Below are 13,458 nucleotides of genomic sequence, written 5' to 3' on the forward strand. Positions count from 1 at the left end.
ATACTTACATTCGTTGGTACAACGAAAAACGTATCAAGGTATCTCTGGGACGTTTAAGCCCTGTGGAATACCGGAACAAACTTGGCCTAGCCGCATAAAACCAGTCCAAGTTTTTATCCGCACCTCCGGCGGGTCAGTTATGCGTGGAAATTAACACACTCTGCTTTGCGTCGTCTCGATCTCAATCTGCTGCTGGTCTTTGAAGCCCTGTTTCGCCACCGCAGTGTCGTTGCGGCAGCCGATGAGCTGGCCATCAGCCCTTCGGCGTGCAGCCATGCTCTGGCCCGACTGCGGGAGGCATTGGGTGACGAGCTGTTTTTTCGCACAGGCAGCAGCATGCAACCCACACCACGAGCCACCGAGATGGCGGAGGGAATTGCGCTGGCACTGCATACGCTTTCGGATCAGCTGGGCGACCCTGCAGCCTTCGCTCCTGGCAGCAGCACTCAGTCATTCACTTTCGCTGCGACCGACTTCACCACCTTTGCTTTGATGCCTGCGTTGATCTCCAGGATCGAGCATGAGGCTCCTCATGTGCGCCTGCGCGTGGTCCATTCGCGCCATCGGGATGCCTACAGCGACCTGGTGCAAGAAGGAGCCCATTTCGTCATGGGTTTTTCAGACGAATTCAGCCCCGTGCAAGAAGGCGTGGAGGTCTTGCAAGGACATACCGATGCCTATGTCGTCGTTGCACGCAAAGGTCATCCTCGCATCGGCAAGAGGCTCTCCATGCCGCAATATCTGGCGGAACGCCATGTCGTCGTGAAACCCTGGCAGGAAGAGAAAGGCGTCATAGACTCCGCTTTGAGCAAGGGCGGGTGGACTCGCGAGATTGCGATAGAGCTGCCCAGTGTCATGGCCGCGCCTTTTATCGTGGCGAATTCAGATTTGCTCATCACCCTGCCCCGCCTGGCGGCACTGCAGTTGGAGGCATCGGCAGCGATTGCGATCTTCAAAGCACCTTTTGAGGTGCCGTCATACACCCTGAACGTGTATTTTCAGCACCGGCATCTGAACAGTCCATGGCATCGCTGGATGCGCGCTCGTCTCGAGAGCGTATTGCGCCCAAAAGGGTGACTAAAGCGTGTGAGCGATTGACCGTTTTTGGGTCGAAAGCTGCTCTAGATTTCTGGCGGATCTCGGCCATGAGCAGACCTTTGAACGCTTTGTCTCCGCCGACTGCTAAAGGCCGGCTACAGCCGCTGAGATTTGGCAAGTCTGTGGCCGCTACCTCAGATACCAGACGTTGGCCTGCTACCTGGCCAGACGTCCGCTGTGCGCCTCAAACCGGAAACTGGCTGGACGCAGTGCACAAGACAATTGAACGACAGCTCTCGTGAACTGCGAACTGGTGCTGCCGACCCAGAGGAGACAGTCACCCTTCAACCGCAAAGCGGTCCATCGCTTGCCCAAGCCCATGGCATTCAGTGATGCTGACGGTTCCGTTAAATGGAAAACATGGGCGACGGTAACGGCCAAAACTATCCATAGATGCTGCCGGTCTTGGGATACTGTTGTTCTAGGGCTTGTTGTGTTTGCACTCCGCCATTCGGCCTAATTCAGGCTTTAAGATGAACTCATGGCATTTGATATTTACGCAGGAACTTTCGTTCGCTTCCATACCAGAGAATGGGAAAACGTCATTCAAGCTCAAGCTCGAATGGACGGCAATGAATACAGGATGATTTATGCAGGGGAAGATCAAGGCCCTCCTCGCAAAGAAGATGTTCTAGCGGCTGTAGATGCATGGAAAAGCGGCATCAATGCCGCACTCGCACCACATGGCCTGGGCCCTATCGAGTGGTCCGAAGAAGACACTCAACCGTACTATACAAACCGTCCATCTTGGGAAGGCTACTCGGCCATTCAACAGTGGGCAGCTCATTTGGAGAGGCCGAACCTCTCCGTCCCCTATCTTCTTCCTGAAAGCTACGCGAGTGGAACAGCCATGGCAAGCATCCTAGAAGACGATAAAAACCTCCATTTCAGATCCATTCTTCAAGGTGGTGTCTGGCTTCCTGGCGATTTCGAGTTCCTCTTTAAGTTTCCTGCGCTCACGGATGGTGAAATCATGATTGGTTCAACGGGTCGACTTCTTCGAGAACTCAACGAGCTAAAAGGTCGACCTCTGATATGGGATGAAGAGCTCTCTCTCCCTGTCGATAGAAAGAAGGATTCGATTGCCTTTCAGGAGGCCGCTGAATGGGCATTGCCAATCTTCACAAGTGTTATCGAGCGTGGACATGCTGCAAAAGTCCCCTTCATTCTGTCTTTCTAGAGATGCACTCTAACAATTCATTCGGGTTTCTCGCAGATCGGCCTTTGAACATTTCTGAACCTGAATACCTTTCAATGCTCACCAGGAGTTTGAAAACGTCTGGCAACAAGTGAGGGCATTTAGCGAATGCGCCTAAGTAACAGAAGAGCATCTGCTCCCAGCCGAACTGGTCATTCAACGCGGACGCCACGGCAGGCCATGCCTTCGGCATTCTCATGGCCTGCCGCGGTATCCTCCGCACTTCGTGCTCCGGCGCCGGTTAACTAGGGCATTAGACCTTGCAATGACTCTCTCAGAACTCGAAGACGGACTGCGATCAGCTCAGCTGTTCTCGGCGTGTGGCCAATTCCGCAGTGAGCCGGGCGCTATACGGCTCCAGTTGGCTATTGGCTGGGATTGGCTGCCAACCAGTCGCGACCAGCCAGACCCTATTCACGGCCTTAAGCAGCTAGATCAACTAGATGCAGCCGGCCTCAGGCCCGAGCGCCGGGCTGCCGAGATGTCTCTTGTAAAAGCCGTATTGGTGGGGCAGCGATCAGTCGAAAGCTATCCGGTGCTTATCGAGGGCCCTGATGACTACGCACAAGCTGCTCTTGCCGGCGCTCAATTCGCCGCACGCATGGCGGCCCGCGAGCTACTGCTAGAGCAGCCCGGCTTCTGGGTCAAGGTGGTGACGCTTTACATCGCCGGGTTCTGGCCATGCGGCATTCTTCCAAATCAAGATTTGGTTATTTACTAGGCCAGATCTAATAATTCATTCAAACCGAAGCCGATTTGCGGCTCGGCTTAATTAAGGCGTTGAATGTCTGCTTCTTGATTTCATCAGTGGCGGCTCATGGCCGAAGCCGGGCCAGTTGCTGGTGAGCGCAGCACCGCAAAGCTGAGCTTCGGGGCTGCATCTTGAGCGTCCGGTTCAGGACAGGCAGTCAACGAGTGCGGGCCGTCGTCAGTCGGCCAGGAGCAGCCGTTCGCGAAGGCTGCTTGGCCGACTGCTTCAAGCTGAGAGCCTACGTAGGGGTTTCAACATTGAATGTTGGCGGCGATCAACCGCTGAACTTGATGGACTCTGGCTGCAATCTCCAAGAATCGACATTCAAGGATTTCCGCAGCCCTTGTCGGAGACCACTCCGACCCGAGCCCTTGACGACGATTCACTGTGCCTTCAGGCAAAATCCAGATGATCGGGGCAAGCCTGGCGTCAGGTCTGCCAGGAAGCCTACCTTTTGAAGAATGGAACAACATCAATGGCACTGACGAAGAAGGGCGAGTTCTGGTACGGGACGACGTCCGGCGACACCCAAGCCGAGCTGCGCAGCTACAGCGTTGCGAATCGCCATGAGGCCGTCCGGTTTGCCTCGTCCAAATGCAATTGCGGATGCCGGACTTTTGCGCTGCAGACCGATGAAGAAGCTGGCGTGGCAATCCGCACCTGCAGCGACTGCGGGCAGAAGCACCTGATGGGCGACAGCGCGGACTACGTTGATGAGGCCGCCCCCGAGGCGCACGAGTGCGTGTGCGAGAACGAGGTGTTTGAGCTGGTGTCCGGCGTCTCCGTGTACGAGGGCACACATGACGTGCGCTGGTACTACATCGCTTGCCACTGCGTGGAATGCAATCTGGTTGGGGTCTTCGCAGACTGGAAGTGTGAAGCGGGTGATGCGGCGGCCTTCCTCGCCAAGGTATGAGCGCGCGCGCCGCAGAGATCCTGCTCGCAGGCTCGAGGGGCCGAGGTGTGTCATGAGGTGGTTGGTGGACTTTGCTGTATCAATGACGGCAATCGCTGCAAAGCGCTCCTCGACTGTCAAATCTTGAAATGCCGCATTAGATCGTTCCAAGACACTCACCCACCAGCCAGAAGCAGTCGCCGGACTAGAACCCAGCCGGAAACAGTGAGCGATCTGCAGCGGTCACAGCCTGGCCAGCAGCGGCGTACTGCGTGGTTTGCTGCGTGGTTCGCGTACATTGAAATTCGTCGTTTCCCTCACCTACGGTCAGCATGGCTGACTGTCATTGAGAACCGCCAACAAACCTTGATACGTCGTTGCGTCGCCTTGTCGTACTTCTGCACTGCCCTCGGCTTCGCGCCTCATCTCAAGCACAAGTCTTCGGTTTGCCCCGCTCTTAGCAACACAGGACTCAGATGCGCTATCTAGTGATCGGCACCAGTGGCTCGGGCAAATCCACCTTTGCAAAAAAACTGGCGCGCAAGATCCGGGCCTCATATATCGAACTGGATTCGCACTACTGGGGGTCAGACTGGCAAGCGGTGCCACCCGAGCAGTTCAGGCATTCAGTTGTTGAAGCTACTCAAGGAGCATGCTGGGTAGCCGACGGGAACTACAGTGCTGTTCGAGACCTGCTTTGGTCACGAGCCACACATGTCGTGTGGCTCAACTACAGTCGCTTCACCGTATTTTCTCGCCTGCTCCGGCGCACTCTTGGCCATGGCATCACCCGTAAGCGTCTGTCGCACGGGAACCGGGAGTCACTGCGGATGGCGTTTTTCTCGAAAGACTCAGTACTTCTCTGGTCGCTATCCACCTATGCAAAAAACCAGTCAAAGTTCGCCGCTCTGCGCGAGCATGGCGAGTTCGCGCATCTGCAATGGATTGAATTCTCCGAGCCTTCAGAGGCCTCGACGTTCCTCAAGGCGATCGCGACCTCACAGGAGCTCTGACACGGGTTCATCTCCACTGCCCTGCTTCAGCCCGGCATTTCAATGACCACCTTGTTGCCGCCCGGATGTCGGTTCGGTGCCTGACCGCGACGGCCGCAGTCAGGCCCGGACCAGACCGTCGAATATGCTCGCTATCGCTGCACATCGAGGTCGTAAGTGACCCAATCGGTCGCCGACGCAAGCTTGTCGTAGAGCTGGCGCGCCTGGGCATTGCTGCCAGCGGTAATCCAGCGCACCACGGGCCAGCCACGTTCCTGGGCTTTGGCAGCCACGCCCATGATCAAGCTGCGGCCTATGCCTGAGCCACGCCGGTCTTGAGCCACAAACAGGTCGTCGAGAAACCCGACGTCCTGCGCGATCAACGGGTCAGGGCATGCACGAAAATGCGCCAATCCCAGCAAATGGCGCTCCTCCGACTCTGCGACCAGCCCTTCCATCGGGTGGCGCGGATCCATCAGCCACGACCAGCTTCGATCCAGGATCGCATCGGTCATGGGCGACTGGTAGAAATGTGCGTACTGGCGATAGAGATCGCACCATGGCGTTCGATCACTCATTTCCAGGGGGCGAATTTTCACTGCATTCGGCATTGGGGCTCTCTTATCCATGGTTGCTCGGGCTTGGTCATTCCCGAGCCGGTTCTGTGTTTCTCACCAGACGGCGGACGCCGCCGACGGTCCTTCGTGCGAGGGAAAGTGCGGCAGCACCTCTCTGGCCAACTCCTCCAGCACCTCGGCTGGTGGGCGCTGTGAAAGCTGAATGCCAAGCGCGGCATGGTTCACCCCTGCCGCCTGCCACTCTTCAAGCAAGGCCATCAGCCCTTTTCGCCCGGTGCGCAGAACATAGCCGCCGTGCAAGGGGGTCCGAGGATAGCCGGGATCATCCACCAGATCGATCCACTCGTTCGTCATGTGCGGCCTGAACGCCCCTCCGGGGACAAGTTCACGCCAGGCCCGAATCTTCTCCGCCAGGTGCTGGGGCCCTCTAGGGGTATGGGTTGCATTGGGATAGGTCAGCCATCCATCCGCATGCTCGGCAATCCACTCCAGTGACTGCCCGGACGAGCCTGTCACCATCATCGGAATGCTTGCGGCTACAGGCTTGGGCAGGAACTCGGCACCTTCAAAACGTCCCAGCGGCGAGTCGATGTCCAGATGACCGGCATGCATGAGCTGGCGTATATAGGAGAGCGCCTGGGAAAAGCGCTCTGCCCGGGCACTGTGCTCCAGCCCGTAGGCCGGAAATTCCATCGGCCTGTCGCCAGAGGCCACCCCCATCACCAGACGGCCACCGGAAAGCTGGTCAATGGTCGTGGCGGCCTTGGCCAGATCAATCGGGTGACGCAAGGAGATGACGGCGCTGCCCGTTGCCAAGGCCACCTTTTTGGTTCGGGCCGCCAGGTAGGACAGATAGGTGAAAGGATCGAACACCTGCCCGGCATCTCCAAACGATGGATCGAGCAAAGGCACATCACGCACCCACACCGCTGCAAAGCCGTAGCTGTCGATCTCGGCAACCAGGTCCGACTGGCCGCGCAGCACCGACATATCGCCTCTGTAGCTGCGCAGCGGCAGAAAAATGCCCAGAGTCAACCTGTCCGGCGAAAACATGCGCCGGTAGCCGGGGTGTCCGAAAAACGCGGCGTAAGAGGAGCCGCTCGTGCGTTCAGAGAGTTTGGATGCTTTCATTTTTGGACTCGCGAGATCTTCATTCATGCGCCCGTTGCCGGTGCGGGCAGCGTGATGCCTTTGCGTACAGCCGCTCGAGCCGCAACCCGCTCGTGCCATGCACTGAGATGGCGGTGTTGACTGAAGTCGAAGTGGATGATTCGCGCGATGTGCATCCAGCCGAAATGGGCAATGTCTGCAATCGAGTAGTCATCGCCGGCCAGATACGGACGGCCCGCCAGCGCTTGATCCAGCACCGTGAACGCCTCCTGCGTCAGGCGCCGGTAACGCTCGATTGCCGGCGCAATCGGTTCATCCGCAAACAGCTCGAAGTGCACGCGCTGGCCCAGCAGCGGCCCCACGCTGGATGCATGGAACTGCAGCCACTTGATCGCCTCCCAGCGGGCTCGCGGATCTGCCGGCAACAGCTTTCCGGTCCTGTCGGCCAGATACAGAAGAATCGCCGCCGACTCGAACAGCACGACACCGGTCTCGCTGTCCTTGAGTACCGGAATACGGCCGTGGGGGTTCAGCGCAAGAAAGGCGGATTGACGGTGCTCGCCTTCATCGATGCGCACATGGTGCAGCTGGTAAGGCAGAGAAAGCTCTTCAAGCGCGATCGTCGCTTTGAAGCCATTGGGGGAACTGTCGGAGTAGAGATGCAACATTGAATTTGTAGATAATCTAAAACCATCGGAATCGCCGGCATCACAAATTCTCAGATGAAGACAGCCTCATATAAAGCGATCATTTCTTCCCAATAAATTTAGAAAATCTAAATCAGACATGAGCTATCCCTTGCAGGCATTGCGCACATTCGTAGAGGTTGGGCAGCGCAAAAGCGTCAAGGCCGCAGCGCAGGCCCTGCACGTCACCCCCGGCGCCGTAAGCCAGCAAATCCGCGTGCTGGAAGACCGCCTGGGAGTTGTCTTGCTCGAACGTGAACGCCTTGGCATGCGGCTGACCGAGGCAGGTGCAAGCGTGTACCCCAGGCTGCGTGAAGCGTTTCTTCAGATTGACCAGGCGATGCATGCCCTGGAACGCAGCAAGGGAGAGCGCAGCCTGACGGTCAGCACCGTCGCAACGTTTGCGGCATCGTGGCTGGTACCTCGGCTTGGGCGCTTCAAGCAATTGCACCCCGATATCGAAATCCGCGTGGAAGCAACGTCTGAGCTGGTAGACCTGCGACGTGACCGCGTGGATGTCGCCTTGCGCCATGGGCTGGGCGACTATCCCGGGCTTGAGGTCACCTGCCTCATGGCGCCGGTTCTGACGCCTGTCGCTTCACCCGAGTTTTTGAAGACCTGCCAGGGGGCAGTGATCAATGAGGCAGGCGATTGCCTTGACTACCCCCTGCTGCACGACGGTGACCGCGCAGATTGGCCGCTCTGGCTCAAGGCGCACGGGGTGGCCGACGACGCGCGTGCGCAGCGCGGCAGCGCATTTGAAGACGACTTCCTTCTCATCCGCGCGGCGGAAGCTGGACAGGGCCTGGCGCTGGTGCCGCAGGCATATGCCCAGGAAGAAATCGCGACAGGCCGACTCGTTCAGGTGCTGGACAAACCCTGGCCGGCAAGATTCGCCTACTACGCCGTGACCCGCCCTGGTGCGGCTGACCGCCCCGAAGTGCGCGCCTTCCTGGACTGGATTCGCGCAGAAGCGGCCCAGTAAGGCCGCAAGCAGAGACCCTGCTGCCCCTGCTGCCCCTGCAGGCTGCTCGAATTGAATCACCCGCCGCGCGAAGCTGCAGGCAGTACAGCAGTACGACAAGGCGAAGCAACGACGTATCAAGAGTTGTGTTCGCGGCTCCAAAGCAATACCGGGCGATGCAATAACCGCCACGGCAATCAGCGATTATTCATACCATTGTTGAATGGCAATTTCCCAAGCTACTGAAGGTATTTCGCCAATAGACCCGACATGCAACGGCAATGATTCGAAACGGCAACCCTCAAACCGTGAATATCGTCCAATCGCTCAAAACCAGATTATTTCCAGCATTGATTCCTCGAAATGGAAGGTCTGAGAATTATCTACCCTCTTTCCTTCCAATCGCTAAAGAATAAAAATTCGGCTTATCAAATATCAATTGAGATATTTCATCTCAAAAAATACTCAACTTATTTTCCAAGAAACATCACCAAGCAAATACGCTCAATTAATGACTTAAATATACCATCGATAGCCAAGACAACAATGCAAATAGCACAAAATTTACGACGATTTATTTCAATTTCATATAAATTTAAAAATTAAATCAATATAGTTAAGTCAATTAATTACGCCAACAACATGACTCAGTAAACACAACCTCAAGCAGCTACCCATTTCCCAGGATTCATTTTGTAAATTCAGTAAAAATTGACATTATTTGACATTTTCTATGGATTTCCCAATGAGCACTAATTAGTTTCCTAGAGTATTCAAGCCCCCTGGTCTTTTCGTCGGGAGCCATCTATGCCAGCCGTCCAGACTTCATCTTGCCCGCCCTTGTTTAGCAATCACAATGACCCGCCTCCATCGCTTAGCCACTCGATGTGGCCCGGGCACATGGTGGGCCAGCGAGAGCAGCCCGTTCGCGTCTTTCTGGTGGACGACGACAGCCATATCCGCAGAGTGATTGCCCAGGATCTGATGGGCGACTCAAGAACCCTTCTGGTTGGGCACGCCTGCAGCTTGCGTGAGGCACGCAAGAGCATTCAGCAGCACGACTTCGACGTTCTGATGATTGATCTCAACCTGGGCGACGGCGAAGGTCTGGATTTGCTTGAACTTGTCCAGGGAACACACCCCCATGTGCAAAGCATTATCGTCTCGGTAACTGAAAGAGATGAAAAGGTCTTTCAGGCTTTCGAGAAAGGTGCTGTAGGCTATTTGCTGAAAAACTCCTGGTTTGGCGACTACGCACAAGCTGTATTGCAAGTTGCCAATGGCGGTGCATCCATTACTCCATCTCTTGCCAAGAAAATCCTGTCGCTGGTCAGCAGATCACAGACTTATGTCGTTCCGGCGTCAAGCCTCACCAAGGAAGAGAAACTTTCTGAGCGAGAAATAGAAATACTGAAACTCATTGCCTGCGGCTACAGCTCTCCTGAAATATCCACGCAGCTCAAGATAAGCACATTGACCGTATCCACGCATGTAAAGAACATGTACCGAAAATTGCAAGCCAAGACAAGAGCTCATGCCGTGAAAGCCGCCTCTTTGCGTGGGTTGATATAAATTTGAAGGCATTTTCTATATCTACAGCCCGAGATGGCAAGCGTATGGAATCACTGAGAAATATCGGTTGGAGGGCAACAACCATTTTCCTTCAGACCATTACCATACTGAGCTGGTGTTTTCTCACACCACTGCGGGATCAGAATTGGTTTTTTGTCTTCAGTATTTTGGTGGCTTTGAGCGGATTGTTTATCTCGCTTCGCTACATTCCTCGAATCTATCGTCTCATCAAGGCCAGGCTGCGCGCCAGTGCCCAACCCTCAAAAGAAGTCCAGGAAGAGCGCAAGCGCATCGCGTCAGACCTGCACGACACCCTGGGCAGCCAGTTGGTAGAGGCCTTGAACCTGATGAACTCACAGCCCTCGGTTGAAGATGGCCCTGCCAGAAAAGTCCTTGAGCAATCGCTGCTGGACCTGCGCCTGATCGTCGACTCCATGGATGCGCAATCCGACAACCTGGCCATGCGCCTGGCGCGATTGCGCTACCGGCTGGAGCCCGCGCTTCAAAGAAAAGGCCTTGTACTGCACTGGCAGTTGACCGACCCTGAGCTCGTGGTCGGACAGCAGACGACGCTGCAGCTTCCCAAAGATCGCGTTGCGCATGAAATCCTGGCCGTCGTTCAGGCCGGCATAAGCAATGCCATCGAGCACGCCCATGCAACCGAGATGTGGCTGACCCTGGAGCCCTATCAACAAGGCGATCTGCAGAGCTTCGGCTGGGACTGGTATCTGAGCATAGAAGACAACGGCACGGGCTTCGATCTTCGGGCCGTGCTCAACAACCCCGGCAAATCCGGGCAAGGCGTCATCAACATGTTTCATCGAATGCGAAACATCGGCGGCGACCTTCACATCCAACCCCGTCATGGTGGAGGCACACTGGTACTGATGCGATGGCGGTCTGAACCGACCAGCCTTTGCCAGTGAAGCCTGAATTGAGCGGGCAGCGCAGAACGCCATCATCGGAAAGCTCTCCGCACACCATGAAAAGAGGCCCCTTGAAAGCCCTATGCAGGCCTGCGGAAGGCGTCTTGTCGTCGACAGAGATCCGGCGCCGGCGCTGGAGCAGCACCCAGAGTCGTGCCCACGTCATGCTCGATCGGGGGCACCAGGGCAAGCGATCTCATCTCATTGATGAAACACGCCGCTATTCAGGCAAAACGCCATCAGCTCCTGATTGGACTTCGCCTCGAGCTTGCGCATCGCGGTCATCTTCTGCGAGCTGACCGTCTTGATGCTGCGGTTCAGACGTTCGGCAATCTCGGCAAGGCTGCCTCCCCGCACGTAGTAGCGCAGGACTTCGAACTCGCGCGGAGTCAACGACTTGAAGCGCTCCTGCAGCATCTGATGCTGAAGCGAAACGTTGGTCTCCAGGAAGGATGGCGGGGTGTAGGTGTTGCCCAGCGACACCAGCCGTATGGCCTTGAAGACCTCGGTGGGGTCGTCCTGCTTGAAGACCACGCCCTTGACGCCGGCCTCATAGAGCGCCTTCACGATCATCGGGTTCGACAGCATCGTCAGCACGATGACCTTCAGGCCCTCGAACTGGCGCAGCAGATAGCCGATGAACTTGATGCCGTCGCCGTACTGCGGATCAGGCATGTGATAGTCAACGATGACGATGTCGGGAAGAGACTTCGTCAGCTCCGCCACAAGCTCCGTCGAAGAGCTGGCAGTGGCGGTCAGCGTGAGATGGATATTTTGCTTGAGCAGGTCGCCAAGCCCCATCAGCACCAGCGGGTGATCATCTGCCAGGACTATTCGTAGTTTCGTCATGCTTCTCTCAATTCGGCCTCGATTTTGCCCGCCAAAATCCCGGCTTATCGAGATGTGTCTCAAGACGGCATTAACTTTCAGGAGTGCGCTGCACGACCTCTTGAAGCTAATCAAGACTGATTAGAAAAGATATTCCCGAAACGCAATAGTTAAAAATCTACAACTGTCGGGTTGCGGGCAGCAGCCAGAAAACTCTTGACAAATATTGCGACCGGTCTCCCCCCGAAAGCTCCGAATTTCAAGATCGCACAAGGCGACTTTGAGAATTTTCTGAGACTTTCCAGGCTCCCATTTTCATATCCTTGCCAGGCACCTCAACAAAAGGTGCGCAAGCAAATCGCAATGCATTTGCATTCGATTTGAGGGAGTGTCCGCACCCGCACTCCAACGCCCGGAAACACTTTCTCAATCTTCAATCAAAGAGTCATTTATGAAAAAACTCGTTATGAGCCTGGCCGTCCTGTCTGCATTCGGTGCTGCGAGCATTGCTCAAGCCGCCCCGGCTGACGGAGCCAAAGGCATTATCAAGTTCACCGGCGTGATCAATGCAGATGCATGCCAGCTGACCAGCCCCAGCGGTACGGTTGCCGGCAAGACCCTGACCGTGAACCTGGACGAGGTCTCCTCCTCCGCGCTGGGCACCGAAGCCGCGCCTGCTACGTCCGGCACCGCCCTGACCGCTCAGGCGAAGGAACTGGATCTGGACGTGCAGTGCGCCACCGGCACCAAGGTGTCGATGACGATCACCCCGTCTGCCGTCTCCGGCCAGGGTATCGCCGTGGAAGGCGGTGCTGAGAACGTCCAGATCATGCTGACGCGCGACGGCAAGTCGCTGGACTTCACCACCGGCTCCGCCGATGTGGCTGCCAGCCCTGCGGTCGACGGCAAGTTCCGCATCCCCCTGAAGGCCTACTACACCCGTGTTGCGGGCAAGCAACTGGCCGACGTCAAGGTGGGTCCCGCCAACGCAACGGTCAACTACGTCCTGAAGTACGAGTAAATATCGGAATGCCGCGGCAAGCCGGTGAGCCGGCCGGGCCGCGGCTCAAAAAAAGAGATTGCAATGACATCTTTCGCCCAATTCCAACGCGTCTTTGTCGGCGGCTTTGCGGCAGTGAGCATGCTCTACGGAACTTGCGCACAAGCATCAATATCACTGAGTGCCACCCGGGTCATTGTGCAAGAGGGCAAGCAAGAGGCCTCCATCACGGTACGCAATAGCGGCACCCCGACTCTTGTCCAGGCATGGCTGGATTCGAATACGCCCGATGCTGCCGACAACCTTCCCTTCGCCGTCACACCGCCGCTTGCCAAGGTTGCTGCGCCCGGTCAGCAGCTCATGCGCGTGCTCTATGCCGGAGGCAACACCGGCCTTCCCGGCGACCGCGAGTCGGTCATGTGGTTGAACGTGCAGGAAATCCCGCAGGCAACGACCGGCAAGAACCAGCTCCAGATCGCGCTTCGGCAGCGGATCAAGGTATTTTTCCGCCCGACCGGAATCGTGGGCGCCGTAGCCGATGCGCCAGGCTCCTTGCGCTGGGCCCTTGTCCAGGACGCAGGAGGAAAGCAGGCGCTCAAGATAACCAACCCCAGCATGTACCACGTGTCGTTTGCCTACCTGGGTATTGCCGGCGGCAAGGAACTGCCTTCGCCCGCCATGATCGCTCCGGGCGAAACGCGCTTGCATAGCGTCGACGGCGTTGGGCCCAATACAAGCATCACCGTCAAGATCATCAATGACTTCGGCGGCGTTGACGCCTTTGACGTTCAACCGTCCGAGGAGTCCGCAAGGCCTTCTTCAGCAGTCAAGGCAGACCAGTAGCGGCGGGGCGCGCACCC

15 protein-coding genes are annotated in these 13,458 nt (G+C 56.6%); 11 read left to right on the top strand and 4 right to left on the bottom strand.

Features of this window, described 5'->3' with window-relative positions; all coding sequences use genetic code 11:
• The 6 genes from FSY45_RS24975 to FSY45_RS25000 all read left to right on the top strand — a co-directional run.
• On the top strand, window positions 1-98 hold a 98-nt coding region (locus tag FSY45_RS24975), incomplete at its 5' end, for an IS3 family transposase (RefSeq protein WP_148748431.1).
• Between the two features lie 67 nt (window positions 99-165).
• The gene (locus FSY45_RS24980) at window positions 166-1,077 is read left to right on the top strand and encodes a LysR family transcriptional regulator (RefSeq protein ID WP_046462324.1); all 912 of its coding nucleotides are present in this window, start codon (window positions 166-168) and stop codon (window positions 1,075-1,077) included.
• Window positions 1,078-1,579: 502 nt separating this feature from the next.
• The gene (locus FSY45_RS24985; RefSeq protein WP_003070020.1) at window positions 1,580-2,278 is read left to right on the top strand and encodes a hypothetical protein; all 699 of its coding nucleotides are present in this window, start codon (window positions 1,580-1,582) and stop codon (window positions 2,276-2,278) included.
• A gap of 283 nt (window positions 2,279-2,561) precedes the next feature.
• Window positions 2,562-3,017 (top strand): hypothetical protein, encoded by a 456-nt coding sequence (locus FSY45_RS24990; RefSeq protein WP_046462325.1) that lies wholly within the window; start codon window positions 2,562-2,564, stop codon window positions 3,015-3,017.
• 505 nt (window positions 3,018-3,522) lie between these two features.
• Complete coding sequence (locus FSY45_RS24995; RefSeq protein WP_046462326.1) at window positions 3,523-3,963, top strand: hypothetical protein; 441 nt, start codon at window positions 3,523-3,525, stop codon at window positions 3,961-3,963.
• 455 nt (window positions 3,964-4,418) lie between these two features.
• Window positions 4,419-4,955 (top strand): AAA family ATPase, encoded by a 537-nt coding sequence (locus FSY45_RS25000; RefSeq protein ID WP_046462327.1) that lies wholly within the window; start codon window positions 4,419-4,421, stop codon window positions 4,953-4,955.
• Window positions 4,956-5,086: 131 nt separating this feature from the next.
• Here the strand turns inward: FSY45_RS25000 and FSY45_RS25005 are convergent, their stop codons facing one another.
• The 3 genes from FSY45_RS25005 to FSY45_RS25015 form a co-directional block, all read right to left on the bottom strand.
• Window positions 5,087-5,512, bottom strand: coding sequence for a GNAT family N-acetyltransferase (locus FSY45_RS25005; RefSeq protein WP_223305750.1), 426 nt, complete (start codon window positions 5,510-5,512; stop codon window positions 5,087-5,089).
• 93 nt (window positions 5,513-5,605) lie between these two features.
• Complete coding sequence (locus tag FSY45_RS25010) at window positions 5,606-6,643, bottom strand: LLM class oxidoreductase (RefSeq protein WP_046462329.1); 1,038 nt, start codon at window positions 6,641-6,643, stop codon at window positions 5,606-5,608.
• Between the two features lie 23 nt (window positions 6,644-6,666).
• Window positions 6,667-7,290, bottom strand: coding sequence for a glutathione S-transferase family protein (locus FSY45_RS25015; protein ID WP_046462330.1), 624 nt, complete (start codon window positions 7,288-7,290; stop codon window positions 6,667-6,669).
• Between the two features lie 118 nt (window positions 7,291-7,408).
• Here FSY45_RS25015 and FSY45_RS25020 point away from each other — a divergent pair, with 118 nt between their 5' ends.
• The 3 genes from FSY45_RS25020 to FSY45_RS25030 all read left to right on the top strand — a co-directional run bounded on the left by FSY45_RS25020 (window position 7,409) and on the right by FSY45_RS25030 (window position 10,770).
• Complete coding sequence (locus FSY45_RS25020) at window positions 7,409-8,293, top strand: LysR substrate-binding domain-containing protein (RefSeq protein WP_046462331.1); 885 nt, start codon at window positions 7,409-7,411, stop codon at window positions 8,291-8,293.
• An 879-nt stretch (window positions 8,294-9,172) separates the two neighbouring features.
• Entirely contained in the window at window positions 9,173-9,844 is a 672-nt protein-coding gene (locus FSY45_RS25025) for a response regulator transcription factor (protein ID WP_052951111.1), read from the top strand.
• Between the two features lie 44 nt (window positions 9,845-9,888).
• Window positions 9,889-10,770 (top strand): sensor histidine kinase, encoded by an 882-nt coding sequence (locus FSY45_RS25030; protein ID WP_046462333.1) that lies wholly within the window; start codon window positions 9,889-9,891, stop codon window positions 10,768-10,770.
• 201 nt (window positions 10,771-10,971) lie between these two features.
• Here FSY45_RS25030 and FSY45_RS25035 read toward each other — a convergent pair whose 3' ends face one another.
• Entirely contained in the window at window positions 10,972-11,619 is a 648-nt protein-coding gene (locus FSY45_RS25035; protein ID WP_034363443.1) for a response regulator transcription factor, read from the bottom strand.
• Window positions 11,620-12,049: 430 nt separating this feature from the next.
• On the opposite strand from FSY45_RS25035, the gene FSY45_RS25040 reads away from it, so the two are divergent.
• Together FSY45_RS25040 and FSY45_RS25045 are read left to right on the top strand one after the other, a co-directional pair.
• Window positions 12,050-12,619, top strand: coding sequence for a fimbrial protein (locus tag FSY45_RS25040; RefSeq protein ID WP_100086441.1), 570 nt, complete (start codon window positions 12,050-12,052; stop codon window positions 12,617-12,619).
• Window positions 12,620-12,682: 63 nt separating this feature from the next.
• Window positions 12,683-13,441 carry a molecular chaperone gene (locus FSY45_RS25045; RefSeq protein ID WP_052951109.1) on the top strand — a complete coding sequence of 253 codons (759 nt, stop codon included), beginning with the start codon at window positions 12,683-12,685 and terminating at the stop codon, window positions 13,439-13,441.
• The last annotated feature ends 17 nt before the right edge of the window (window positions 13,442-13,458 follow it).

Origin of the sequence: Comamonas sp. Z1, assembly GCF_008121555.1 — a bacterium.
GTDB classification, from domain to species: Bacteria; Pseudomonadota; Gammaproteobacteria; order Burkholderiales; family Burkholderiaceae_C; genus Comamonas; species Comamonas thiooxydans.